Origin of the sequence: Paenibacillus sp. P13VS, assembly GCF_015143645.1 — a bacterium.
Classification (GTDB): Bacteria; Bacillota; Bacilli; order Paenibacillales; family Paenibacillaceae; genus Paenibacillus; species Paenibacillus xylanilyticus_A.
Window position 1 is genome coordinate 18,648 of the sequence record NZ_WYEV01000015.1, and the last position, 25,727, is coordinate 44,374.

Sequence of the window (25,727 nt, forward strand, 5' to 3'; positions counted from 1 at the left end):
CCTGAATCATCATGCAGTGTAGACAGGAGGTGTTGCGAATGGCATATACCATGGCGGACGTATCCGGCATGTCCGGTATCAGTCTGAATGAATTGAGCCAATATGTGAAATCAGGTTGGCTAACACCTGCATTTGCAGGTAGAGACCAAAATGAAGTTTATTATGAGAAACCGGAGCTGTTGAAGCTCCAGCAGATTTTGTTCTGTAAGGAGCTGGGAGTGGAGCAGGAAGAGATCGGCTCCATGCTGCAGGAAGATCATCGTGATATCATTCATATGATGCAGCAGCAGCGCATTCAGCTGCTTGAGAAAGCATTGCATTTGCATGGCTTGATCCAGACTCTGGACAAAACCATTTCCCATTTGCAGGGAGAATATGAGCTTGAGGTTCGTGAGTTGTATCAGGGTTTTGTCAAAAAAGGGCATCACAATATGCTGCCTGATTCAACGGAGGCACCGAACCATGAACCGGTCATAACGAATAACTGGCATCCAGCACAATCTGAACCAGCCATATCTTATGACGGGGAACTCAAAACCAAAGAAGATTACCTGGATTCCCAGGAAAAAATAGACCGAATCAACCGGGACCTGCAGCGGGCGATCGAAGATGGCCTGACCCCTGAATCCCCGGAAGTTCAGCACATCATTGGCAGACATCTCGAATGGGTCAAGGATTACTACACGCCTACTGCCGAAATCTATCGTGATTTGGGCAATCTGTATGTGGAGCATCAAAATTTCCGCCAAATGTACGACGGTTATCATCCGAAGCTGGCTGAATTTTTGCGAGACGGCATGATGATCAAAGCGGAACAGGAATTGGCCTAGATGCATAGAGTAACCATGGGCGAGCAGAACATGGATGTAAAGGCATAAGCCAAAAAGCACAGACCACTAATGGTCTGTGCTTTTTGGCTATCTTCAGTACGTATTGCTGTAACGACCTGCTTATTATAGGTACAATGACCTTCGGCAGAACCGTGATTACAGCTGCTCTGTGAGCAGTTTGACGGCCTGTTCCAGGAAAATACGATCTTCGTCGTCAAAACGGTTTTTGATCGGGCTGTCGATGTCGAGCACCCCGTATAATTCGCCGTCTTTGATAATGGGCACGACAATCTCACTGTTCGATGCGGCATCGCAGGCGATATGACCTGGGAAAGCATGAACATCGTCAACAACGAGTGTACGTCGTTCCGCCGCAGATGTGCCGCATACCCCGCGTCCGAGCGGAATACGGATGCAGGCAGGCAGCCCTTGGAATGGACCAAGAACAAGTTCTTTGCCATCAAACAGGTAGAATCCGACCCAATTGGTATCGGTTAAAAATACATTGAGCAGCGCCGCAGCGTTTGCCAGATTGGCAATGGCGCTTGGTTCATCGCGGATCAGAGCACTTAACTGTCCCAGGACGGCGGTGTGCTGCTCGCTTCGTGTTCCTTCATAGGAAACAGCTTGAAACATGGTGAATCACCCTCCCGAGCAAAAATGGTACTTATTTTCAAGATAGTGCAGTGCTTGCCTTTAGTCAAGCGGAGGATTTCGGTAGAATGTTGATTAAGAAGGGAAAACCCCTGTAAATTCATCCTGTTTCTCAGCTTCTCGCACGGGGTAATTACTTAGCAATCACGGAGGGCTATAACCCTGGAAGGAGTTTGGATTATGCACGCAGAGGTACAGAATCTTTTTGTACGGATTCATCTTCTATATTTGGCCCAAAATCAGGATTTGACCGTTGGTGACGCACTGCCCCTTTTGGAGGAGCGCGGCTATCGTGTTGGCGAGCGGGAGATCAAGCAGGAGCTTGAACACCTCACGCAGGAGAACTTCCTGACCGCCCATGGCGACCAGTGGAGCCTGACCGGGACAGGCATTGAAGAGTATAAGGAAATTACGGCTGTGCTTGGCCGGGTCAGCGATGAGCTGCTGGGAGCAGATAAGAAGGCTTCAACCGCCTGAAGATGAAACTCTGGCAGGACAAGCTGTTACGGGACAGCTCGATTGAATCATACGTACAACAAGACCGGGACCCTTGCGGCCCGGTTTTTTTGATATCAAAACCGATGACTGAACTGTTGCCAATCGGCGCAGGTTATGTTTAGATGACTATTGAATCTTATGGTCTGCAGAGATGGATCGGATCGGAGTGTCTTTTCATGTATAAATCCAAAGGGAGAATTCCCGAACTCGAGACAGCACGACTTCGTCTGCGCAAAATGCGCCGCCGGGATGCGGCTCAGATGTTCGCATACTGGTCAGACCGGGAGGTGACCCGCTATATGAATCTGGCGCCGATGATCGGGACAAGTGAAGCTGCGGATATGATTGGGTTGCTTAATCATATGGCAGGGGAAGAGGAGGCGATTCGCTGGGGCATTGAGCTGAAGGAAACTGGCCGTCTTATCGGAAGCTGTGGATACAATACCTGGCAGCTTGAAGGCGCATTCCGCGGAGAGATTGGTTACGAGCTGGGTCGTGACTACTGGCGGCATGGATATATGACCGAAGTCTTCTCGGTGATGCTGCCTTTCGGGTATGAGACCATGGGGCTTAACCGGATTGAAGCATTGGTCGACCCACGAAATGCCGCTTCCGGAGAGTTTCTAATCAACCAAGGCTTCACGCGGGAAGGTCTGCTTCGCCAGGTACAGCATACGTCAACAGGGTATAAGGATATGGTGATGTACTCCCTGCTGTACGATGAGTGGCTGCGCAGGCACCGTAAATAAACAGAGAACAAAGAGAGAAGGGTTTGTGTGAATACAACCGGAGGTTTGAAACGCAGTTTCATCTTGGCGGGATTGTTGCTGGCCACCTTTTTGTCAGCGATCGAAGGAACGGTCATTGGTCCGGCGGGGCCAACGATTGTCAGTGAGCTGGGAAGTGTGCAGCTGCTTAGCTGGATCTTTACCGCATATCTGCTCACGATGGCTGTCAGCACGCCGATTTTTGGCAAGATCAGTGATCTTTACGGCCGAAAGCCCGTCTTCCTGATTGGCTGTGCATTGTTTTTGCTCGGTTCATTGCTATGCTGCTTCTCACAGAATATGGAGCAGCTGATTATTTTCCGTGCCATTCAGGGGATTGGAGCAGGAGCGGTTGTGCCTGTTACGTTTACGATTATTGGAGACATTTACCGAATTGAAGAACGAGGCAAAATTCAGGGCTGGATCAGCTCGGTGTGGGGCATATCTTCCCTGGCAGGGCCGCTGCTTGGCGGTTACTTTGTCGATAATCTCGGTTGGCAGTGGATTTTTGGATTCAACGTGCCATTTGGCCTGCTTGCCATGTGGTTCGTATTTCGTTATTTGAAGGAAGACATCTCACCTCGTACTGCCAAAATCGACTACGTCGGTGCGCTGACCTTCACGGTGGGCATAACGGCATTACTCTTTGTGTTGTCAGCAGGCGGGCAGTATTATGCCTGGAGCTCTCCGCTCATTTTGGGGCTGAGTGCAGTTGCTGTTGTATTCATGATCTTATTCTTTGTCGTTGAGAAAAGAGCCCAGGCGCCGATGGTTCCACTGCATCTGTTCCGTATACGGGACATCCGTGTTGCCAATATTGCGGGACTGCTCACCAGCACGTTGATGATCGGCCTGACCAGTTATTTGCCGTTATGGGTACAGGGTGTTCGCGGAGGCAACGCGACTGAATCCGGACTGCTGCTCGCGCCGATGTCTGTAGGCTGGTTAATCGGTAGCGTTTTGGCAGGTCGTCTGTTGATGAAAATTGGGTCACGTCTGACTGCACTCATTGGATTGACCGGAATCGCGATCGGCTCGGGAGGGCTGTTCCTGGTTGGGGGAACATCCCCGCAGGCCGTGCTGTTTATTTTGACCTTTATTTATGGACTTGGCTTTGGATTTGCGTTTACGATATTCACCATCATTGCACAGTCCTCTGTGGGATATCAGGAACGCGGATCTTCAACGGCACTGCATACGTTCATGCGTACTCTGGGGCAAACGATTGGCGCAGCCGTATTTGGCACATGGTTGAATTACCGGATATCGAAATTATCCAGTGAACAGCACCTGGCCGATGCCGGCATTTCCGAACGAGATCTGAATGAGCTGCTCGCACCGCATACAGACGCTGCCTTGTCCGATGATAAATGGGCATTGCTTCGGAATGTGCTGGAAGGCAGTTTGCATTCCCTGTTTGTCATCATGTTCGTCATTGCGATCGTATCCTGGTTAACTACATTAGCATTACGCAAACGTTTAATCGTACCGGAAGAGGCAGAGGCAGGGGCAGAAATGCCAAAACAGGCCAAGGTTGCCGGGAAGTGATTATCGAACCCATATGGTACATAAAACCGATACTTTGTTGATTAGCACAATCGAGATAAAGCATTGATTTTCACAAGAAGGCAGCTGTGATCAGCTGCTTTTTTTGTTGGTTCTAAATGGGAATTTGATATAATTTACAGTAGGTCTTTAATTTTGCGCCGTACCGGATGGAGTTATCTGATATGAATGGGGCTGAGGTGTATTGAATAAGCCAAGGACTGAACCTCATTGGTTCGTGCCATTTTCCATTAAAATATTTGCTGCCTTGCTGACCGTCATCATCATTTCTTTGTACGTTGGGATTTCCAGATTTCTGTCTTTGGCGGAACGAGCAGAAGATACGTATTACTATCCTTTTTGGTATATATGGATCATAAGCTTGCTGATTAATGCCGCCACGATGCTATTCCTCATTTTGCCTCTTTCCCTATTCGTCGATCGTGCGCTTGCTTCAATGAAAATGAAGCGATCGGGAATAAGGTTGATATATGTAATTGTAGCTTATTTGCTGTTGGGGACGGGATGTGGTCTGCTATTCGCAATCTTCGTACTCCGGATGGATGCTTTTCGGCATACAGGGCCATATGTATATGTACTGATCGTTACGTTTGTTTATTTGTTTTGGCAATGTATATTCGAATGGACCGGTAAGTTAAGAAAGCGCAGATCATAATAATATAAGAAAATGTGTTAAAATGTGGATATACTACGAGTGAAGGAGGCGGAATGTTGTTTCCCAATAACCTGAATTCGGTCCAAGAAGATGAAGCCAAGCACAAGTACGAAGAGACACTTAGGGAGATCGAGGGGCATAGTGAGTCTGGCATGTCCAGATACGTGGTGAATTTGCTTATTGCAGGAGGCCTTGTTATCGTTGTTCTCGCCGTATTGATATGGATAAGATAGGGTTGATTCCGCAACATTAACCGGTTACGCCGCAGAAGGGCGAAACCGGTTCTTTTTATTTTTCACTATTCATCCTGGTTATTTCTTCAACCATTAGCGGATAGACGGTCTGCGCCTAGCGCAAGCCTTTCCAACAACTCAGACAGCAATGTCTTGTCACTCTCGCTCAGACCACTGACTGCACGATCGATCTTGTGTGCATACCCTGGATAGATGTCATCCATGGTCCGGTGACCTTCCTCTGTCAGTTCCACAAATATAATCCGTCTGTCCTGCGGACAGTGTTTGCGAAGTAAGAGTCCTTTTTGCTCCAGCTTATCAATGACATAGGTTACGTTCCCGCTCTGCAGCAGAAGTTGTGCGCCTACCTGTTGAATCGGCTGTGCTCCTTTCATATACAGCACTTCCAGCACCCCGTATGCCGTAGGGTTGAAGCCGTGCACTTTGCTACCGGATACAGCGTGTTCATTCACGCTCTTGAATGTTTTGGCCAAGGTGCGGTACAGATGAAGTGAACGTTCGGTTCCGATTTCTTGTAATTCCAGCATGCTGATCCCGCCTTTTCAGTTTAGTGATATAAGTTGAAATAATATGGTTACGATCTACCACTTCGATGACTGAACAACCCTCCAATTACTGTTATCCCAGATTTTTTTGAATTTTTTTCAAAGATAAAATCCGGTGACAAAGGTGAACGCGTTGCTTTTCCAGTTTTGTTCTGTCCTCTTCGTTACGATTAACATGTACTCGATATATTCAACTTATATAGGGTTGAGTAGGTTACATTTGACGATTCAGATCGTCGCCATGTCCCTATTGTAAGCTTCTGTTCCCACGAAAAACATGCGATATGTCACAAGATCTGCATTTTTAGCATTTAAAATTTAAGCATTCGTCCTTCTCCAAGGCAGCGTTCACCTGAAAAAGTTCATCCTTCGGATGTTGGCTCTTCTCCGTCTCCGGAATGAGGTTGGAATAAGTTCCAATTTATATAATTAGAGCCATATCAACATTCGGCAAGTGGAGGAGAAGCGAAAATGGAAATGACAATGAAGGGACAACGCGGGCTGAAGCATAACCGTCCGTTTGTAACACTGATGGTGGCACAGGCCATCTCCAATCTGGGCGATTGGCTGCACTTGTTGGCAATCTTGACGTTAGTGGGAATACGTTGGAATGCTACGCCGTGGGAAATCACCTTTACTACACTTTGTGCGGCATTGCCTGTGCTGATCACAGGGCCGTTTGCAGGTGCGCTGGCGGACCGGATGAATCGGAAATGGTTGATGATCGCGGCGGACGGTGCACGAGTCGTGATTGTTGCCGGGTTCATTTTTGCCGACCAGATCTGGCATGTATACATATTGCTTATTCTCAAATCGTTATTCGACGTCGTATTCTCACCTGCCAAGAACGGGAAGTTGAAGGAATTTGTGCCGCATGGGCAGCTAGCTCAAGCTGTTTCCATCAGCTCGGTGATCGAACAGATGTCCAAAATTATAGGTCCTGCGCTTGGCGGATTGCTGGTGGCAGCCTTTGGCATTACCTGGTGTTTTATTCTGGATTCTGCTTCGTTTCTCATCTCGGGTATTATTTTGCTGTGGATTCCGGGTAAGCGGGTGATCCAATCTGCAAGACCGTCCGTACAAGAAAATAAGGGAGAAGAAATAAGAGGTTTTTCATCCCGAGAGAAAGGTGCCTTCTTGAAGGATACGCTGGAAGGCGTTCGTATGCTTGCTTCACTTCCACAGGTAGGATCTTCTCTTATTTTGCTGGCATCCGCCATTCTATTCCTGCAATTTGCTGATTCCCAGACCGTTGTCCTGTTCAGACAGCTGCCCGGAATTTCGAGCGATCTGCTGGGCTGGTGCGTTGGTGCAAGTGGGGTTAGTACGTTAATAGCAGCCATGAGTGTGAGGAAGTGGAAAAGGGCAGGACATGTGCTGAAGATGGGTCTGGGGACATCGATAACGGGGCTTGTCATTGGTGCAGCAGGAGTTGTTGTCGGTGTATGGCCGCATGCTGGTCTGGGTGCCAACCTGCTGCTGATATCGATGTTTGCCCTGGCAGGAATCGGAATTGGGTTCGCTGTGGTGCCTTTTCAAATTTTGCTGCAGGAACAAACGCCTGAAGCGATGACTGGGCGTGTATTTGGAACTGTTGGCAGCGTCATGACAGCTAGCAATATTATGGGTCCTGTTGTAGGGGGATTTCTGGTCACATCGTTTGGTGTTATCCCGGCCTTTATATGTTCTAGCATTTTGATGACCCTCTTGGGATTGGTCTATGTATTAAAGCGCAGATCGAAAAAGATGGATGTAACGGTGGCGAGTGAGGCAGTGGCTGTAAGCAAATAGCATCATTGTGTCAGTACTTCATGGATATTAATTAGGTTAATAAAATTTAAACATTTTAATTTGAAAACGTTTGAGTAAACGGCTTCACGTTTAATGAGAAGCAGGCAGAAATCCCCAAATTACAACTAAACCTAGGGGAAAACTCATATGCCTTGTCCCACCAACGCAGCAGCGGAAAGGGGGTGAAGCAGCTTGAATGTAAAGTTAACAAGGTCCGCTCTTTTGTATGGAGGCGTACCACTGGCCATCCTCGGATGGATGCTGATATTGGGTCTGGGAGCTACGCATGTTTATGCAGAGGATCAGTCATCAGCAGATAAACAGTCCACTCGATTATCACTGGATTTGTTATCCAGAGATGCAGATGACACATTAAATCTAAGTCCTTCCATATCGGTATCCACGCCTATTTTGGATATTGAGGTTCCTTCCATCCAAGCGAATAAGTCTACGAGCAAGCTCAGTGTATCCGAGCTGAAGGTGGACACACCGCTTGGATCGGCAGAAACTTCCGAGATTGGTATTGATGCCAAACAAGGAAAGGTTGAACTGCCTTCTGTACAAGCAGATACATCGCTACTAAAAGCTAATGTATCCGATAGTGAGTTAGACCTGAATGCTGGCACGGCTTCCTTGCCTGGTGTTACCGCAGAGGTACCGGAGGTCATTAAGGCAGAGACGTCTGCTGTAAAAACAGACCTTCGGCAGGGCAAGGTTGAACTGCCTTCCGTGAAGGTGGACGTGCCGGAAGTGACTTCTGTGGATGTCTCTTCAACCGATGTCGATCTAACTCAAGGTAAAGTCCAGCTTCCTTCCGTTAAAACGGATGTTCCTGCCTTGGATGTCTCAGCCGAGATGAATCCCGGAAAGGGAGCATTGGATATTCCGGTATTGGAACCAGCAGAGCCAAGTGTTACGCCTGAGCAGCCTGTTTCAACACCGGAAGATACCTCGGTTGTCACTAACTCGAACGGTGAAGGACCGACTAAGGAAAAGGCGGCATCCGTAGATTCGGATTCTTCACAAAATGATGAAGGGCAGAATACCACACAGACTACAGGGCAAGTAATTCAGGATACAACCACATTAACAGAACAACCTGTGGTTCAGCAGGCTTCGCCTGTAGAGAAATCTAAGCTTGAGTCAGACTCTGATAGTAAGGTTGTCCTGATGGAGAATGATCCAATCCTTGTAGATCCGCTATCTGCCGCAGCTTCGGTCACTGATCAAGTTCAAGATCGGAATCATCCTGATGTGATTGTACAGCAGAATGCTTCCGATCATCGGTCTCCGTTACAGCCAAGTACAGAAAGACCAACCACATGGTCTGTGATGGCAACTTCAACTGTTCCTGGAGCAACGAATGCTTCTGCAAGTGGAAGTTCAGGTTCTTCTAGTCTAATCGGTAGCGGAGCAGCGGCTCCAGCAGCCGTGCTTCCTGGAGCAACGAATGGACTGGCTGGGTCAGATTCTGGTTTTGCATTCAGAATCGAAACCGTCGATGGTTTCAGTCAATGGTCACAAGCACCACCAGGCCGGCCGCCTCAATATACCTCTTTCTCTCAATTACAATGGCGTTAAGTCAACCAAAATCGAGAAGGAGTGTATATTATCATGAAAAAAGTGAATCGTTGGGTAAAATTGTCGGTGTTGTCGGGTACGTTGGTCGCTGGATTGCTGGGAGCTTCCCAAGCCACTTATGCGGATAGCTATAGCAGTAATTACAACAGTGGGAATCTGGATCTGAATGCAGGTTTACGTCTGGAGCTTGGATCCCTTCTGTCAGGAGAACATGATGGAAATTACGGAAACGACACTAACAGAGAGGGTTCTTCCAATGCTTCGGGTGTGCTCAACCTGGATTTGGGTCTGAATGCCGGCCTATCCTCAGAAAGTACAAGCCGTTACAATGATCATTCTTCCGATAAAACTGTGGAACACAGCAGTTCAGGCAAGCTGGACCTCGGTCTTAATGCCAATGTGTCGGGAGAAGGTACAACGATGAGCGACTATACACAAGGCAGCGATGGCCGCAACACAAGCAGCAGCTATGCAAGCGAAAGCCGTGGAGCGCTCGATCTAGGTCTGAATGCGAAAGCGGAAGGTGAGAGTGAAGCAACAGCTCAAACTGATCGCAGTAGCAGCGAGAATGATCGCGACCGCAACACAAGCAGCAGCTATGCAGGCGAAAGCCGTGGAGCGCTCGATCTAGGTCTGAATGCGAAAGCGGAAGGTGAGAGTGAAGCGACAGCTCAAACTGATCGGATTAGCAGTGAGAATGATCGCGACCGCAACACAAGCAGCAGCTATGCAGGCGAAAGCCGTGGAGCGCTCGATCTAGGTCTGAATGCGAAAGCGGAAGGTGAGAGTGCAACGATGGCTCAAACTGAACAGAGCAGCAGCGAGAATGATCGCGACCGCAGCACGAGCAGCAGCTATGCAGGCGAAAGCCGTGGAGCGCTCGATCTAGGTCTGAATGCGAAAGCGGAAGGTGAGAGTGAAGCGACAGCTCAAACTGATCGCAGTAGCAGCGAGAATGATCGCGACCGCAACACAAGCAGCAGCTATGCAGGCGAAAGCCGTGGAGCGCTCGATCTAGGTCTGAATGCGAAAGCAGAGGGTGAGAGTGAAGCGACGGCTCAAACTGATCGCATTAGCAGCGAGAATGATCGTGACCGCGACACAAGCAGCAGCTTTGCAAGCGAAAGCCGTGGAGCGCTGGATCTTGGTCTGAACATTAGCGCGGATGCAGAGCGTAAAACCACAGCCGAGGTGGATTCCAATCGGTAATATGAGATTTTCACTTTAGTGTTATCCAAAAAGCAGGGGCTCCGGAACCCCTGCTTTTTTTGTGCATTTAAAGGTTTTTCATTGTCCACCTCTAATTCATTAAAGATGCTCAAAATGATCAAATACCAAGCTAATAACTCCATTACAATAATGGAGAACACACTGGACAAGTCATTAACCGGGGAGTGAAGGCCATGAAGATCGAAATGGAGGAGTCAGCATCGAAGCAGTCCATACTGGACGTACATATAGTAGAGGCAGGATATGAAGCAGGCAAGACGACGATACAAAACATCCGAATCCAGGTGTATCCTGGAGAACTGGTAGGTATTATTGGTCCAAACGGTGCGGGCAAAAGCACGACGATCAAAACGATGCTTGGCTTGCTGGAGCATGCCGAGTTTGAGATTGCCATTGGAGGAGAGGGCAGATATGCCTACATCCCGGAGCAGCCTGTCTTCTATGAATATATGACGCTCTGGGAGCATCTTGATCTTGCGGCCGCCGCGTACGAAATGGAGGAAAGGGAATTTGCTGCGAGAGCAGAGGAATTGCTGGTTCGTTTCGGCATGGATCATGTGCGTGATGATCTTCCCGGCAGTTTTTCCAAAGGCATGCGTCAGAAAATGATGCTGATGATCGGCTTCCTGGCCTCACCTGATGTATATATTGTAGATGAGCCTTTTATTGGACTGGATCCGCGCGCAACGAAGGACTTCCTGCAGCTGCTTGATGAGGAACGCCGCCGCGGGGCAGGGGTGTTAATGTCCACGCATGTACTTGATACAGCGGAACGGATCTGTGACCGGTTTGTACTGATTGCAGCAGGCAGATCGGCCGCTGAAGGCACGCTGGATGAGATTCGCGCTGTCGCCGGGCAGCCGGAATTATCCTTGTTCGACTGTTTTGATATACTGACATCCTAGTCAGGGAGGTGAAAGAGGGATGGGAAACTCTGAGCGATATACACCACTTCGTTTATATAGACGCAGGAGTCGAGAGCATTTCAATGGACAGTTGAAAAATCTGAGATTGGCAGTGGACTGGACGGTATGGTTGTATCTGCTGGTTCCGGGGCTGCTGTATCTGATCGGGTGGTATTCGAGCCTATGGACCAAACCGCTGCCAACATGGGCGACTGAACTATCTGTGCCTGTCCTGACAGGGCTGATCGATATCGTTATGCTTTCAGGCGGTGTACTGATCTTTGTGGAAGAAGCGGACATGCTGTTTCTGAAATCAAGACCATTATGGATGCGGACCTTAATGAAGCAAGGGCTTATCCGGGCCTGTTTGCTGCATTTGGGCAAAATGATTGTGATTACGGCCTTGACCGCACCCTTGTGGTCTCGTGTATATGACATGTCATTTACACCTATTGCGCTCCTTGCGCTCTGGTTTGGTATCGTAGCTTCAATTCAGGCGATCGTTCTGCACATCATTAAGGTGCGATATACCGGATGGAGACCCTGGATTCGAATCATCCCTGCAGCGATTGCCTTGGGACTTTTTACGATCCGTACAACGTCATGGATGGACGGAGAGATCTGGAGACAGCTTGCGGGAATCTTTGTCGGAATCCTTATGCTTGTCACTTTGATCCAAATGAGGCTCTTAATGAAGGGCACGTTCGAGGGGGATGTACGGGAGGATTTACGAGGTCGATTGAAGCTAACAGCGCTTATGTTAAGTCAGTCTGTGTCCAAGCCAAAGGCTCCTCGAACAAAAACAGTCATTTTTCGCAAAAGGCGCAGGCTTCTCCGTAATCGTTCCCTGTCCAACCGGACAGCCGAAACGGCTTTCAAAGCTTTTTTTCGGGACTCTTCCACGATGAAGCTGTATCTGCAGTTGGGTAGTCTCTCCACAGCAGCAGTCATGCTTCCCCCTTTTCCCGTTAATGTCATCGTGTGCTGCCTGCTGATTATTATGCTGACCCTGCTGTTTTATCGCTCATGGGATGTGTTCGCGACTTCAGACTATGTGCAGCTCCTATCCTATGACCCGAATGCCCTGCACCGTGCAGGATTGAAGATGGTTCGGATGCTTTTTATCCCGCTGGGCCTTATTATGGGTTTCGCTTTGGGAATAACCTGGCTTGGCTGGCTGTTAAGTGTCATTGTTGCAGCAGCTGTTGTGGTCTTCGGACTCTTCTGCCTTTCCGTGGGAGGATGGATTCGATTGACCCGTACAAACTAAAGTATTTCCTTCCAATGAAGTCGCATATCGTTTTCCATTAGTGACCATGCTATAGGAGAGATCAACTGTAGCGAGGAGGAAAAGAACGAATGATGGACGATAGTGAACTTCAGGTACATTTTTCTGATCATTCAGCATTGCTTGCGGCGGAGGCCACGCTGAAGGAGCTTGGATATAAGCCGTATCAATCGGGGCCGCTGGAATTGTACATTCCTACCGATCGTCAGGATATACAGTCGGCGGTGGAGATTGTACAGTCACACGGAGGAAGCGCAGCGTTCCTGGCTGAAACAGACGGGCTTGATCAATTTCAGGATATATCCATTCCGGCTCATATCATTAACGAGGATTGGCAAGAAGGTTATGCAAATGGAACTCAGAACAGCGGACTTCAACAAGGATTGCATAATTGGGACGATGACCCAACCTTTGACGATTCAGTGGATGGATTCTCCGGCAGTGTAAAAGCATAATCAGATAAATAGTCAAAAAACCTCGGGTCCCACAGCTGTGGGCACTTCGAGGTTTTCTTGTTTATGACATGTTTATTTATCTTAAACTACTGGCGTTTTTGTACTCTGCGGCATGCATGCCAGCGGTGTATCCGGTAGAGAATGCAGCGGTAATGTTATACCCTCCAGTGTAGCCGTGGATGTCTAGGACTTCACCGCAAAAGAATAGACCTGGCAGCAGCTTGGACTCCATCGTTTTTGGGTATATTTCCTTTAAGTGTACACCTCCGCCAGTGACGAAGGCTTCCTTAAGAGAACGTGTGCCATCCACGCGGAAGGTAAAAGACTTCATTAGCCCGCATAACGTGCTGAGCATACCTTTAGGAAAGTGGTGGAACGTCAGGTCTTCACTTATCTCGGCACGTTTCATCAGTAATGGAATCATTCGTTCGGGTACCCAGGTTTTCAGAATGTTCTTAACCGCCTTGCGTGACTCTTGCTCCAGGACCTGCTGAACCTGTCTTTCCAGCGCAGCTGGGGTCAGATCAGGGAAGAAATCAATGCTCATCATGACCTGAGTGCTGCCGGATTTCATTTGTACCTTACGAATGAACTGACTGCAGCGGAGGGCGATAGGACCCGATACACCAAAATGCGTGAAGATCATATCACCGCGATGCGAAATTACAGTCTTGCCTTTGGCATCGAGCACAGATAACCCTACATCCCGCAAAGATAACCCCTGAAGCTCTTTGGACTGGATCCAGCTCTCACCGGAAACAATAGGTACTTCGGTTGGGTAAAGTTCCGTAATGGTATGTCCGGCTGATTCAGCCCAAGGATAACCATCCCCGGTGGAACCGGTTTGAGGTACGGATTTGCCTCCGGTTGCTACAATGACTGCATGGGCTTTGACGGTCTTCCCCGAGGCAAGCTTGACACCCTGAACGTGCTGTCCATCATGAATCAGCTCCTTGACAGGCTCTTTGGTACGAATCTCCACACCCAGGGAAACCACCTTGCCCACCAGAGCATCGACCACCGTTTTGGCCTTGTCTGTAACCGGAAACATTCTTCCATTGTCTTCTTCCTTCAGGGCAATACCCAGGTTTTCGAAGAAACGCATAATCCCCTGATTGTCCAGATTTTGAAATGAACTATATAGGAAACGCCCGTTACCGGGAATATGCCTGATCAATTCATCTGTCTCTTTGGCATTGGTCACATTGCAGCGACCGCCTCCGGAGATTCCGAGCTTGCGGCCCAGCTGATCTCCCTTATCCAGCAGAAGCACAGAAGCTCCGTGCTCGGCAGCAGCAACGCATGCCATTAAGCCTGCGGAACCGCCACCAATTACAATGACATCATACATATATTATTACCCTCTTTTTCCATTGATTTTGTCTGTTTTGTTACTTTTAATTGAACGCTGGTAAGAAATTGAATAAACCACATATAGATTCCAGATATTTCCGTTTTCTATATATAGTACACTTGGACGTTAAAAATCGAATTATGCAGGATAATAGGGCAAATGGTACACATTTTTAACCATTTATAATGAAAGCTGCTGTTCTATTATGCAGTCTCAAGGGATATATTGTAATATACTGTCGCCTATGTTTTAATCAGAAATACATGAGGGTACGTGCGGGCGAGGAGGGAGATGGCATGATGGTTGCGTTAAAGGACATTCTTTTACAAGTGCTGCTAGCAGGTTCTGCAGTATTCCTGATACCCTTTTTTTATCTGGGACTTTCTAAAACAGTTCAGGCCAAGGCAGATCGCAATGGAATGATGCTGAACTGTCTGGCAGTGACAAGTGCGGCCACTATGCTGCTCTGTTTGCTGTTTGCCCAGTATGCGTATCCCGCTGCTATTCCCATTTCATTGGGGATTGTGCCTCTTACCATTAGCATATTGTACTGCCGGCCTGTGGTAGGCCTCACACTTACTCTTCTCCATGTAATCGCTTATTTTCTTATTGGACATCCCTACACCTTGTACGAGTTTCTCCTTCAAACAGGCATTCTTCTCTATCCTATTGTATGGTTGACGGCCAAACGATTCAAGCACTATACGCGTTCACGCAAAATGACGATGGTCAGCTCGTTGATCGCAGCAGAATTGATTGTATCCGCCCTGCTGTGCATTCCTTTGATGGATGACAATTTAACGTTCTCCCTCGCTCAAGGGATTGGCATCATGCTGGGATACATCATTGGCGCCGTTCTTGCAGGCAGCTTTAGTATGCTCTGGATTGAGCATATGCATCATCATCAGGGGCTTGAACAACATCTGTCCGAAGTTCATCATCAATACATATCCGAAACGGAAAAGCTTCATCAAATACTGAACGCAGTTCCATTATCCATCGCTACAGTGGACCCGGAGGGAACGGTACAGTTTGTTAATGATACCATGGAGCAAACAGCAAGGAATCAACTTCCGTGTACGACCACTTCCAATCTGATTGGGCTCCCGGCCAGCCAGTTTGTCGAACAGGGGCAGGCTGAAAGATTGGAGAATAGTATACGCAAGGCGGTTGTGCACGGGGAAATCAACGGTATGACCGTAAGATACGGCTCCTATGTATTCCAATCACGGACCGTGCCGATCTATGCTCTTTCACACGAAAGGTCAAGAGAGGTCACGGGAGCCATGCTCATTATTCAGGACATTACTGAGCTGGAAATGCTGCGAAGCGAGCTGGACAATGTGGATCGTCTCAGTCTGGTGGGGCAGATGGCTGCCAGCATAACTCATGAAGTGAGGAATCCGATGGCGGTTGTACGCGGTTTTCTTCAATTAATGCAAGAGAAGAGTCCGAATTCGTTAGATCACTACTATCAGATTGTACTGGAGGAGCTGGACCGGGCAAACAGCATCATCAATGACTTTCTCTCCCTAGCCCAGAACCGCATCTCAGAAAAGGAAGAGTCCCAGCTGCATGACATTATCCATGAATTGAGTCCGCTGTTATGGGCAGATGCCAATCTGCGTGGACAGAGTATCGAACTCATGCTTGACCATAATGTGCCGAAGCTGCATTTGAATACGAAAGAAATCAAGCAGGTAGTGCTCAATCTGGCTCGCAACGGCATGGAAGCCATGACAGAGAAAGGGGTTCTGACGCTCGAAACACGGATGGTGGGTGATAAGGTTGAGCTGTGTGTGCATGATACGGGCGCAGGCATAGCAAAGCCGAAGCAAGAGAAGCTGTTCGAACCTTTTTACACGACGAAAGCCAAAGGAACCGGACTGGGGTTATCCATGTGCCGAAGCATCGTGGAACGACATAACGGAACGATTACGGTGGAGTCACAGGAAGGCGAGGGCACGACCTTCAAGGTTTCGTTTCAACGATAAAAGCTCAGCATATTTTGCCAGAGATCAAGACATAATAATATGAAAGAAGCCTTACCGCAGGCGGAGTCTGAACCTTGCTTTCATTGCTTGGCGATGTATAATAGGGATAGCACATCATTAAAATCCATGTTTTGTATGGCGGAGCATTGATGATTGTGGATTCGTAGGCAATTACATGTTCCCCGAAATAATAGAACAACCATTAATAAGGAGTGAAACGAATGTCGATGTCATTTGATCAATACATGAAAGATATGGTTCAACCGATGCGGGATGAGCTGACTCGCCTGGGTATTCAGGAACTGCGTACCCCTGAGGAAGTAGAAGCTAGTTTGCCAGATGCTAAAGGAACAGCACTTGTCGTAATTAACTCGGTGTGCGGATGTGCCGCAGGCCAGTGTCGTCCAGGTGTATCTCAAGCGCTTCAGCACGATATTACACCGGATCACCTGTATACGGTATTTGCCGGACAGGACAAAGAAGCTACAGCAAAAGCGCGTGAGTTCTTTGCACCGTACCCTCCATCTTCACCTTCCATCGCTCTGATGAAAGACGGTGAACTCGTTCACTTTATCGAGCGTCACCAAGTGGAAGACCGTTCTGCGGAGGAAATTGCGGCTGATCTCACGAATGCATTTGACCGTTACTGCCGTTAATTAGCTCTAGGAGCGCCCCGCCCTTCGGATGACCGATGCCGGGGCGTTTCATTTTGAGCAAATAAGGTTATTGAACCATTCGGACCTTTCAAGCTGGACATCAAATTTCATTTATGTAGAAACGGGGTGTGTTGAACGATGAGTTTGCAACAACAGATCATCGCTGAGTTGAAGGTTAAGCCAAGCATTAATGAAGAAGAGGAAGTCCGCAAACGCGTTGACTTTCTGAAATCCTATGTGAAAAATTCCGGTACCAAGGGACTGCTTATTGCCATTAGTGGCGGAATTGACAGTGCAGTCGCTGCAGCGTTGTGCAAAAAGGCGACAGACGAACTCACAGCCGAGAACAACCAGGAATACAAAACACTCGGAGTGTTCCAGCCATACGGTGAGCAATCCGATATCGATCACAGCTATGCGGTTGCCAAAGCGTTTGACCTGAAGCATGTAGTGGAAACCAATATTGAAGATGCGGTTAATGAGATCGCGCTTGAAGTGGAGCAAGGCTTCAAATCCATGGGCAGCCCGCGTCATATGACTCCACAAGGCAAAGGGAATGTAAAGGCGAGAACCCGCATGGTTATGCAATATGCACTTTCTTTTGAAGAAAACCTGCTGGTAGTAGGTACGGATCATGCTTCCGAAGCCATCACTGGTTTCTATACGAAGTGGGGTGACGGGGCGGTTGATATTACCCCACTGAGCAGCCTGAACAAACGTCAGGTTCGCCAGCTCGCTGCATATCTCGGTGTTCCGCGTGAAATTCTGGACAAGGCTCCTTCAGCAGGGCTTTGGGAAGGCCAGACAGATGAACAGGAACTGGGCATTTCCTATGAGGATAACAGCGACTATCTGGAAGGCAAACAGATTGATCCTGCTGCGCAGGAGCGTCTTGAGTCATTCTATACACGCACTCACCATAAACGTAATGCCATCCCAGGCATCTAAAATCTTGATTTAAAGTTTACAGGGTGAATGATTTAGCTTGTTAATGAAAAAAAGAGTCACTGCATCAGGCAGTGACTCTTTTTGCTGTAGGATCGGTTGGATGATATCCATTATGATCCATTCCAGGTTTCAATCTGACGAAGCTGCATGCCCAATTCTATATCTTTCCTGATTCTTATTTTAACATTAATGGGAATGTCGGTGAGGTACTCGCTTCTCGCTCTACCTCCTGCTACAATAGAATACGTGTTCGGCGTAACAGCGATGAATAGAAACCATTCTAGATTCTACACAGCATAAAAGATTAAGCGGGTGAATCGTTAATGATATATGGAATTGGAAACGATGTACTGGAGATCGGACGTATGAAGAAGCTGCTGACTGGTCGTTATGCCGAAGCATTTATGAATCGAATATTGACTCCGGCTGAGCGGAGATTGGCAGCTGAACGAGGCAAGAGAATGACTGAATTTGTGTCTGGCCGGTTTGCAGCGAAGGAAGCGGTGTCCAAGGCGTTTGGCTGCGGCATCGGCCGCGTGATGAGTTTTACAGATATCGAGGTGCTTCCTGACGAAAAGGGACGCCCGGTCGCCACATTGTCGAGCCAGGCATGGGAACGGCTTCAATTGCCATATGACCAGCAGTATGATATTCATCTCAGCATTACGCATCAGACAGAGCTTGCAGCAGCTTTTGCCATTGTGGAGAAGACGGACAAATAGCCGGTGAGAATAGAGCAATAGGAATAGCAAGGTAACAGGAGAGGACGGAAATATGGGTTTAATGGAACAAAAGCAACACTTTAGTGTGAATTTGCTGGATTGGTACATGATTAACAGACGTGACTTGCCGTGGCGTCGTCATAATAATCCCTATTTTACGTGGGTATCGGAGATCATGCTTCAACAGACTCGTGTGGATACGGTCATCCCGTATTTCAACCGGTTTATCGCCAATTTCCCAACCGTTCAGGCCTTGGCCGAAGCAGCGGAAGAGGATGTGCTGAAGAACTGGGAGGGACTTGGTTACTATTCCCGTGCCCGCAACCTTCAGGCGGCAGCCCAGCAGGTGATGGAGCTGCACGGAGGAGAGATGCCGCAGGATAAACAGGCCGTATTTGCATTAAAAGGGGTGGGCCCGTATACAGCCGGGGCCATTCTCAGTATTGCCTTCAACCAGCCGCAGCCTGCGGTGGACGGCAATGTCATGCGGGTTCTGTCCAGATACTTCCTCATTGATGAGGACATTATGAAGGGCAGCACCCGGGTGCTGATGGAGGAGCTTGCAGGAGAGCTCATTCCGGAAGGGCGGGCGCGTGATTTCAATCAGGCGCTGATGGAACTTGGCGCGCTGGTATGTACACCAAAAGCGCCGCACTGCCTGACTTGCCCGGTCATGGAGCAATGTTCCGGCCGCATCGCCGGACGGGAGCTCACGCTGCCGGTCAAGACCAAGGCGAAGCCGCCGCGCCCTGAGCAGCGGCTGGTCGCCCTGGTTGAGGGCCGCGGCGAGCATCGCGGCCAAGTGCTTGTGCGCCAGCGCCCAGCGACGGGCCTGCTGGCCCGCATGTGGGAGCTGCCGCATGTGCTGGCGGCGCCCGCCGCAGCTGGCAAGGCGGCGGGGCCGCTGGCCGATGAGCCAGCCATGGCATTGCTGGCTGGCAGTCTGTGGGCGGAGGGCTTCGCTGCCCGCCCGGAGGGGCTGGCTACCCATGCGGAGCATGTGTTCAGCCACATTGTTTGGAACCTGCAGGTGTACAAGTGCACGGAGCAGGACCAGGGCAGTGAAGAGCTTCCGCTGATCGCTGCGGAAGCAAGAGCCGCCTATGATGCAGATGCACAGGCGGCTGCCAAGGAGATGGCTGCTTCCATGCTGGATGTTACTGCATCAGCATCCGATCTGGTCGGAGAGAGCGTTACGGAAGCTGCGGATACACTCTATAACTCTGCCGAGTCGCAGACAGGCAAGGGAGACGGGCTCATTTATCGATGGATCGGGCCCAAGGATATGGACAAGCTGGCATTCCCTAATGTCTTCTTGAAGCTGCTGAGCAGTTACTTCGCTGGCGCATATGATGAGGTAAAGGAATAATTTCAATACAAAAGAGCCTGATTCAGTCATGACGACCGAATCAGGCTCTTTTTATAGGCAGGCAGTCTTATTTCGCTGCTGCGTAACGTTTGTTCACTTCATCCCAGTTGATTACATTCCAGAAAGCGGAGATGTAGTCAGGACGTTTGTTTTGATATTTCAGGTAGTAAGCGTGCTCCCATACGTCCAGACCCAATACTGGAGTCAGACCTTCGAAGAGCGGGCTGTCTTGGTTAGGCGTGCTAGTGATGGACAATTTGCCATCTTTGCCTACAACGAGCCAAGCCCAACCTGAACCGAAACGAGTTGTAGCTGCTTTTGCAAAATCTTCTTTGAATTTGTCAAAGCCGCCCAGTTCGCTGTCGATTGCAGCTGCGATGTCGCCTGTAGGAGCGCCGCCGCCGTTAGGTCCGATGATTTCCCAGAACAGGCTGTGGTTAGCATGTCCACCACCATTGTTGCGAACCGCTGTGCGGATGCTTTCTGGTACGCTGTCCAGGTTAGCGATCAGATCTTCCAAGCTTTTTTCTTGCAGTTCAGGAGCGCTTTCCAGAGCTGCGTTAAGGTTAGTTACGTAAGTATTGTGATGGCGATCGTGGTGGATTTCCATCGTTTGTGCATCGATATGTGGTTCCAGAGCATCGTTAGCGTAAGGAAGTGCCGGTAATTGAAAAGCCATAGTGAAAATACCTCCTGAGAATTTGAATTTTTTAATCAGCATTTTGCATCATCAATTGATTCGTTCCCCAGTACAAGGATATAGACGAAAGGAATCATTTCGATCTCAACCTTGGTGAAGGAGAGTCGATCACTGAATGAATGCAAACTGCTCAGGTACATATGTAATAATACCCTTGCCACTAATATTAAACCGCATCCGGGCTAATTAAGCAACATTTTTGTTTATTAAGTCCCCTGGGAAGTTGATCAATTGCATGACTCGGGTTAACAAACATATTTTACCCAATATGAATATATTTATGTGATATTAGGCGATTTAATAGACAAAAAAATTAATATTCGTATGTAAACGGTTACAATTAAGCGCTTTCAAAAGAAAATGCGTGTTTTATGGCGGAAAGTATGGTTTAATTGACGGAGAAGCGGTATTTTCTCGTTTTTTGTCATTATTCGAACATTGGGTTTTTGGTAAAAAGGGGATCCCTTTTTTGTAAAACCTCATCAAGCTAACGAAAAGGGAGATTTAAGACATGCACGTTCGTTCCTTTCAGTTGAGTGATGCAAGCCAGATGACGGAGCTTCTCCAGGTTGCACTATCGGAAGAGTGTTATGAGAACACGATGGGCCCGTTTGCCCGTCAATTGTCATGGGATTCTGACCTGATTATGGTTGCGGAAGAAGAGGGAGACCTCGTCGGCGCCTTGATCGGTACGATTGATCACAACCAGGGATGCATCTACCGTATTGCGGTCCATCCAGACTATCGTCGCCGTGGAGTCGGCAAAACACTTGTCGAGGCCATGGAGCAACGTTTTCAGCAACGAAAAGTCAGCCAAATATGGGTCGCGGGTGATGAGCACAACAAAGCAGCCATGCCTCTATACGAAGCTATGGGTTACGGTGCCAACAAGATATTAAGTGCTTTTCAGAAACTTAGTATTTTGTCCAAAGCTTAGGTTTGAATGATTAAAGAAAAGAAATAAACAGATTTCCATTTTATATTAGGCATATCCTTTAACGTAACCACGTGGGGATATGCCTTTCTATTTGTATGATAACATGCTTCGAATTATGCCTCGCGCTGCTGGTGTTCATAACCAATTGTTTCACTCCGGCAAATAAGATAGACTTAGAGGGAGTATGAACGCCTGCATTGGAACAAAATTGATAAACGAGGTGTCCCTTTGAACTCCAATATACCTTCTACAGAGCGTATGAATTCCGAAGATCGAAGCAGCCAGACAGGGTCTGAACAGCCGGGGAAATCCTGGGCTGCAGAATTATGGGACTGGGTGAAGACAATCGTTGTTGCTTTTGTGATCATGATGCTGTTGAATCTGTTTGTATTTAACCTGTCGATGGTCAAAGGCCAGTCCATGCAGCCGACACTTGTCGAGCGGGATCGTTTGTTCGTCAACAAGATTGTCTATGATATTGGGAAGCCATCCCGGTTTGACGTTATTGTACTGCGGGACCCGAGTGAAGGTGTGGAGAAAAAGGAGTTCCTGGTTAAACGCATTGTTGGACTACCGGGAGATACGGTTGAAGTCCGTGACCACCATTTGTTTGTGAATGGAGAACAGCAGGCAGAGACGTATACGGATACCGAGGTGCAGGATCCTGATTTTGGCCCGATCACGCTTGAGGATGATCATTATTTTGTGATGGGTGATAACCGTCATGAAGGGAAGAGCAAGGACAGTCGCGTGTTTGGCAGTATTACATCCAGCGAAATTGTCGGCAAAGCCGAGTTTATTTTCTGGCCGTTTTCCGAGATTAAGAAGCTGTAAAATGTTGGTCCGGAAACTTTAGACTGCATTTTGCGTCAAATAGATAGACCCTTATTAATGTAAATGCGGTGCACACGGAAGTGTACCGATATAGACGCCTGTCCTCTCAAGCGAGGCGGGCGTTCACTGTTTATTAATATGAGTGGAGAAGAAGAGAGGGAAGAGAACATGACGAGCGTACAGACCGGGGCAGCTCAGGCTGGTTCCGTGTGGGAACAGTTAAAACAGGAGATCAAGGCAGCTGCCCCCGGGCTGGGCATTGATGATGTCGGTTTTGCTTCGGCAGAGCCCTTTGTTTCGTTAAAATCACTGCTGGAGCAGCATCGCGACAACGGTTATGCATCCGGTTTCGAAGAACCGGACATCGAGAAGAGGGTGCGTCCTGCCTTGAAGGAAGGCGAGCCTGCTTCGCTTATTGCCATCGCTGTGGCATATCCATCGAAGATGGTTAATCCGCCGAAGTCGGAACCTGGGGCATATCGCGGCATTTTGGCCCGTTCGGCCTGGGGCAGGGATTATCACCATGTACTGCGCGAAGCAATGGACAAGCTGGTTCAGTTTATACGGGAACGGGTGCCAGAGGCCATGATTGAGAGCATGGTGGACACAGGGGCCCTTGTTGACCGGGCAGTATCCCAGCGAGCAGGCATCGGTTTCAGCGCCAAAAACTGTTCCATCATTTCACCCAAGTTTGGATCGTGGATCTATCTTGGTGAACTGGTGACCAACATTCCCTTCCAGCCGGATACTCCGGTAACGGAAGATTGCGGGGAATGTACCAAATGTATCGATGCCTGTCCGACAGGAGCACTGGTGGGTCCGGGACAATTGAATGCACAGCGGTGTATATCTTTTGTAACGCAGACCAAAGGGTTCGTGGATGAAGAGTTCATGTTGAAAATAGGCAACCGTCTGTACGGTTGTGATACTTGTCAGATCGTCTGTCCGAAGAATCGGGGCAAAAACTGGGACCACCATCCCGATCTGCAGCCCGATCCGGAGATTGTGAAGCCGCTGCTGTTACCGCTGCTGGATATCGGCAACCGGGAGTTCAAGGAACGCTTCGGGCAGAGCTCTGCCGCCTGGCGGGGCAAGAAGCCGATTCAGCGCAACGCAGTCATAGCACTTGGTAATTTCAAAGACAAAAGCGCTGTACCGAAGCTGACGGAGGTACTGAAGCGTGATCCGCGTCCGGAGCTGCGGGGAACCGCAGCCTGGGCGTTAAGCAGAATTGGAGGAGAAGACGCAATGAGAGCAATTGGGGAAGCTGCCGCTAACGAACAAGATGGAAACGTGCTAAGCATGCTGCAGAAGGCCAAGGAGCGACTCAGTTCGTCCGGGTCCTTACCCGAGAAGCCGCAGGTTGGGCTAACCAGTGACAAGCAGCAAGAAGAACAGAAGAATGAATCAACGGGCACGGATTCCAATGCATCCGGCCAACCGGTAAAAAAGGAAGCGGCTGCGTGGAAACCTTCGCCTGTAACAGGGCTTCATGGTACGCCGGTATTTTATGATGAAGTGCTGACACCTATTGGTACACTTACGCTGTGTGCTACGGAAAAGGGACTCTGTCATATTGATTTTGGAGCATTTCATGTTCGTGAGGCTCACCTGCAGCAATGGGCCCGAACCTGGATTGGCGAGTACCGATATGAGAAAAACGAAGAGAAGCTGAGTGAAGCTGCGAAGCAGCTGCAGCAGTACTTTGCCGGGGAGCGAAAATCCTTCGAGTTGGAAATGGATCTGCTCGGAACACCTTTCCAGCTTCAAGTATGGCAAGTCCTGTCCGATATATCTTATGGAGAGGCCTCAACACACCAGCAGGTTGCAGAAACGATCGGAAGACCCAAAGCTGTTCGCGCAGTTCTGGATGCCATTAGCAAAAATCCGATTCCGATCATTATTCCCTGTCACCGCATCAGCGGCAAAGACGGAACCCTGGTAGGTTATGTAGGTGGTCTGCAAACCAAGGAGCAATTGCTCGCATTGGAGCAGCAATCGTAAGAGCGGGGGACGTTCATGAAGTATGTAAACGTGGAAAGTGTGGAGGCGGGCGAGTGTCTGGGCAAAACCGTATATTCAGGCAACGGAACAGTCCTGTTGTCTGCGGGAGTCCAGCTCACCGTATTTATGATTAATACGCTGAAGCGTATTGGCGTAACCATGCTGTACATCCAGGATGAAGCGTATAAAGACGTGGAGACAGAAGACATTCTGGATGAAGCCACGAAGCGGGCTATTATTAATGAAATGAGCGTGACGCTGGAGGCGGTCCGCTCCGGGAAAGACTGGAGCCCCAAAAAGGTTGCCCTTAGCATAGACAAGCTGCTGAACGACGTATTAAACGGGCGGGAACTGCTTGTGCAGTTAACAGATATCCGAACCAAGGACAACGCGCAGTACGTACATGCCATGAATGTATGTTTGCTTTCATCTGTGATGGGACTCAATTTGGGTTTGAACTACAATCAGCTGAAGGATCTGGCGGTGGGTGCGCTGCTTCATGATATCGGCAAGGTTGGAGAGCCTCCTGGCAGCGCTTCTGCGGCGAATGCTTCCCTTCACCATACCTGGCGGGGGTTTGAAGTCATCAAGTCCAAGCGGGAGTTCAATCTGCTCGTGGCCCATACGGCTCTTCAGCACCATGAGCATGTGGATGGTACCGGGCTGCCGAGAGGCATTATGGGCAAGGACATTCATCTGTTTGCCAAAATTGTCGCTGCCGCCAATATCTATGATAATCTGATCAACGGCTCGTCTGGTCATAGCCTGCTGCCGCATGAGGCCTGTGAAGAGATGATGGCCATGTCGGGTACGAAGCTGGATCGGGACATTTTGATTGAATTTAACCGGAGTGTATCCGTATATCCGAATGGAACAGCTGTCAGGCTGTCCACCAGAGAAACGGGAGTCATTGTCCGGCAGCATCGGGGGCTGCCAGGCAGACCGGTCATTCGGGTTGCTCGTGGAAGCACGCGTTATGATCTGGATGTGGTCGAGGTGGATCTGGCCAGGGAAACGACCGTTTTCATTGAGGCGGTTATGACCTAGGTTTACATGGAGCTTCATGAGCGGTTTACTCTCAGGTTGAAGCGAAGTTTGGGTTCACTGATTTTTAACTATTAGCTGGAAAATCCGTTTGCTCCAATCGTGCGGAAATGCTATGATAACTTTCAGGAAATCCGGTCCGTGAC

24 protein-coding genes are annotated in these 25,727 nt (G+C 48.8%); 20 read left to right on the top strand and 4 right to left on the bottom strand.

Features of this window, described 5'->3' with window-relative positions:
* Nucleotides 1-38: 38 nt before the first annotated feature.
* Nucleotides 39-830, top strand: coding sequence for a MerR family transcriptional regulator (locus tag GUA98_RS25800; RefSeq protein WP_193724841.1), 792 nt, complete (start codon nucleotides 39-41; stop codon nucleotides 828-830).
* Nucleotides 831-986: 156 nt separating this feature from the next.
* On the opposite strand, the gene GUA98_RS25805 is transcribed toward GUA98_RS25800, so the two are convergent.
* The gene (locus tag GUA98_RS25805) at nucleotides 987-1,466 is read right to left on the bottom strand and encodes a GAF domain-containing protein (protein ID WP_193724842.1); all 480 of its coding nucleotides are present in this window, start codon (nucleotides 1,464-1,466) and stop codon (nucleotides 987-989) included.
* A 198-nt stretch (nucleotides 1,467-1,664) separates the two neighbouring features.
* Here GUA98_RS25805 and GUA98_RS25810 point away from each other — a divergent pair, with 198 nt between their 5' ends.
* From GUA98_RS25810 to GUA98_RS25825, 4 genes are all read left to right on the top strand, one after another.
* Nucleotides 1,665-1,961, top strand: a complete 297-nt coding sequence (locus GUA98_RS25810; RefSeq protein WP_095293227.1) for a hypothetical protein — start codon at nucleotides 1,665-1,667, stop codon at nucleotides 1,959-1,961.
* 197 nt (nucleotides 1,962-2,158) lie between these two features.
* A complete protein-coding gene (locus GUA98_RS25815) occupies nucleotides 2,159-2,731 on the top strand; it encodes a GNAT family N-acetyltransferase (RefSeq protein ID WP_193724843.1) in 573 nt (190 codons plus the stop codon).
* Between the two features lie 45 nt (nucleotides 2,732-2,776).
* Entirely contained in the window at nucleotides 2,777-4,297 is a 1,521-nt protein-coding gene (locus tag GUA98_RS25820; RefSeq protein WP_227780133.1) for an MDR family MFS transporter, read from the top strand.
* Nucleotides 4,298-5,026: 729 nt separating this feature from the next.
* Nucleotides 5,027-5,203, top strand: coding sequence for a hypothetical protein (locus tag GUA98_RS25825; protein WP_170948292.1), 177 nt, complete (start codon nucleotides 5,027-5,029; stop codon nucleotides 5,201-5,203).
* Nucleotides 5,204-5,289: 86 nt separating this feature from the next.
* On the opposite strand, the gene GUA98_RS25830 is transcribed toward GUA98_RS25825, so the two are convergent.
* Nucleotides 5,290-5,751, bottom strand: a complete 462-nt coding sequence (locus GUA98_RS25830) for a MarR family winged helix-turn-helix transcriptional regulator (RefSeq protein ID WP_153976810.1) — start codon at nucleotides 5,749-5,751, stop codon at nucleotides 5,290-5,292.
* 489 nt (nucleotides 5,752-6,240) lie between these two features.
* Between GUA98_RS25830 and GUA98_RS25835 the strand changes: the two genes are divergently transcribed.
* From GUA98_RS25835 to GUA98_RS25860, 6 genes are all read left to right on the top strand, one after another.
* On the top strand, nucleotides 6,241-7,560 hold the full coding sequence (locus GUA98_RS25835; protein ID WP_193724845.1) for an MFS transporter: 1,320 nt from the start codon (nucleotides 6,241-6,243) through the stop codon (nucleotides 7,558-7,560).
* 192 nt (nucleotides 7,561-7,752) lie between these two features.
* On the top strand, nucleotides 7,753-9,141 hold the full coding sequence (locus tag GUA98_RS25840) for a hypothetical protein (protein WP_193724846.1): 1,389 nt from the start codon (nucleotides 7,753-7,755) through the stop codon (nucleotides 9,139-9,141).
* A gap of 33 nt (nucleotides 9,142-9,174) precedes the next feature.
* Nucleotides 9,175-10,350 (top strand): hypothetical protein, encoded by a 1,176-nt coding sequence (locus GUA98_RS25845; protein ID WP_193724847.1) that lies wholly within the window; start codon nucleotides 9,175-9,177, stop codon nucleotides 10,348-10,350.
* Between the two features lie 194 nt (nucleotides 10,351-10,544).
* On the top strand, nucleotides 10,545-11,276 hold the full coding sequence (locus tag GUA98_RS25850) for an ABC transporter ATP-binding protein (RefSeq protein WP_193724848.1): 732 nt from the start codon (nucleotides 10,545-10,547) through the stop codon (nucleotides 11,274-11,276).
* A 19-nt stretch (nucleotides 11,277-11,295) separates the two neighbouring features.
* On the top strand, nucleotides 11,296-12,546 hold the full coding sequence (locus GUA98_RS25855; protein ID WP_193724849.1) for an ABC transporter permease: 1,251 nt from the start codon (nucleotides 11,296-11,298) through the stop codon (nucleotides 12,544-12,546).
* Nucleotides 12,547-12,635: 89 nt separating this feature from the next.
* A complete protein-coding gene (locus GUA98_RS25860) occupies nucleotides 12,636-13,019 on the top strand; it encodes a hypothetical protein (protein ID WP_193724850.1) in 384 nt (127 codons plus the stop codon).
* A 76-nt stretch (nucleotides 13,020-13,095) separates the two neighbouring features.
* Here the strand turns inward: GUA98_RS25860 and GUA98_RS25865 are convergent, their stop codons facing one another.
* Nucleotides 13,096-14,370: an NAD(P)/FAD-dependent oxidoreductase gene (locus tag GUA98_RS25865; protein ID WP_193724851.1), complete on the bottom strand. Its 1,275-nt coding sequence runs from the start codon at nucleotides 14,368-14,370 to the stop codon at nucleotides 13,096-13,098.
* Between the two features lie 299 nt (nucleotides 14,371-14,669).
* Between GUA98_RS25865 and GUA98_RS25870 the strand changes: the two genes are divergently transcribed.
* The 5 genes from GUA98_RS25870 to mutY all read left to right on the top strand — a co-directional run bounded on the left by GUA98_RS25870 (nucleotide 14,670) and on the right by mutY (nucleotide 20,062).
* Entirely contained in the window at nucleotides 14,670-16,367 is a 1,698-nt protein-coding gene (locus GUA98_RS25870; RefSeq protein WP_193724852.1) for a two-component system sensor histidine kinase NtrB, read from the top strand.
* A 221-nt stretch (nucleotides 16,368-16,588) separates the two neighbouring features.
* The gene (locus GUA98_RS25875) at nucleotides 16,589-17,023 is read left to right on the top strand and encodes a BrxA/BrxB family bacilliredoxin (RefSeq protein WP_095362104.1); all 435 of its coding nucleotides are present in this window, start codon (nucleotides 16,589-16,591) and stop codon (nucleotides 17,021-17,023) included.
* 138 nt (nucleotides 17,024-17,161) lie between these two features.
* On the top strand, nucleotides 17,162-17,971 hold the full coding sequence (gene nadE, locus GUA98_RS25880) for an ammonia-dependent NAD(+) synthetase (protein WP_127540767.1): 810 nt from the start codon (nucleotides 17,162-17,164) through the stop codon (nucleotides 17,969-17,971).
* Between the two features lie 323 nt (nucleotides 17,972-18,294).
* Complete coding sequence (gene acpS, locus GUA98_RS25885; protein ID WP_193724853.1) at nucleotides 18,295-18,693, top strand: holo-ACP synthase; 399 nt, start codon at nucleotides 18,295-18,297, stop codon at nucleotides 18,691-18,693.
* Nucleotides 18,694-18,745: 52 nt separating this feature from the next.
* Nucleotides 18,746-20,062 carry an A/G-specific adenine glycosylase gene (mutY, locus tag GUA98_RS25890; protein WP_193724854.1) on the top strand — a complete coding sequence of 439 codons (1,317 nt, stop codon included), beginning with the start codon at nucleotides 18,746-18,748 and terminating at the stop codon, nucleotides 20,060-20,062.
* A gap of 67 nt (nucleotides 20,063-20,129) precedes the next feature.
* On the opposite strand, the gene GUA98_RS25895 is transcribed toward mutY, so the two are convergent.
* Entirely contained in the window at nucleotides 20,130-20,741 is a 612-nt protein-coding gene (locus tag GUA98_RS25895; RefSeq protein ID WP_153976821.1) for a superoxide dismutase, read from the bottom strand.
* A gap of 532 nt (nucleotides 20,742-21,273) precedes the next feature.
* Here GUA98_RS25895 and GUA98_RS25900 point away from each other — a divergent pair.
* The 4 genes from GUA98_RS25900 to GUA98_RS25915 all read left to right on the top strand — a co-directional run bounded on the left by GUA98_RS25900 (nucleotide 21,274) and on the right by GUA98_RS25915 (nucleotide 25,584).
* Nucleotides 21,274-21,699 (top strand): GNAT family N-acetyltransferase, encoded by a 426-nt coding sequence (locus GUA98_RS25900; RefSeq protein ID WP_095293213.1) that lies wholly within the window; start codon nucleotides 21,274-21,276, stop codon nucleotides 21,697-21,699.
* 258 nt (nucleotides 21,700-21,957) lie between these two features.
* Entirely contained in the window at nucleotides 21,958-22,533 is a 576-nt protein-coding gene (lepB, locus tag GUA98_RS25905; protein ID WP_153980539.1) for a signal peptidase I, read from the top strand.
* Between the two features lie 168 nt (nucleotides 22,534-22,701).
* Nucleotides 22,702-24,537 (top strand): tRNA epoxyqueuosine(34) reductase QueG, encoded by a 1,836-nt coding sequence (queG, locus tag GUA98_RS25910; protein WP_193724855.1) that lies wholly within the window; start codon nucleotides 22,702-22,704, stop codon nucleotides 24,535-24,537.
* A 15-nt stretch (nucleotides 24,538-24,552) separates the two neighbouring features.
* Nucleotides 24,553-25,584, top strand: coding sequence for an HD-GYP domain-containing protein (locus GUA98_RS25915; protein WP_193724856.1), 1,032 nt, complete (start codon nucleotides 24,553-24,555; stop codon nucleotides 25,582-25,584).
* The last annotated feature ends 143 nt before the right edge of the window (nucleotides 25,585-25,727 follow it).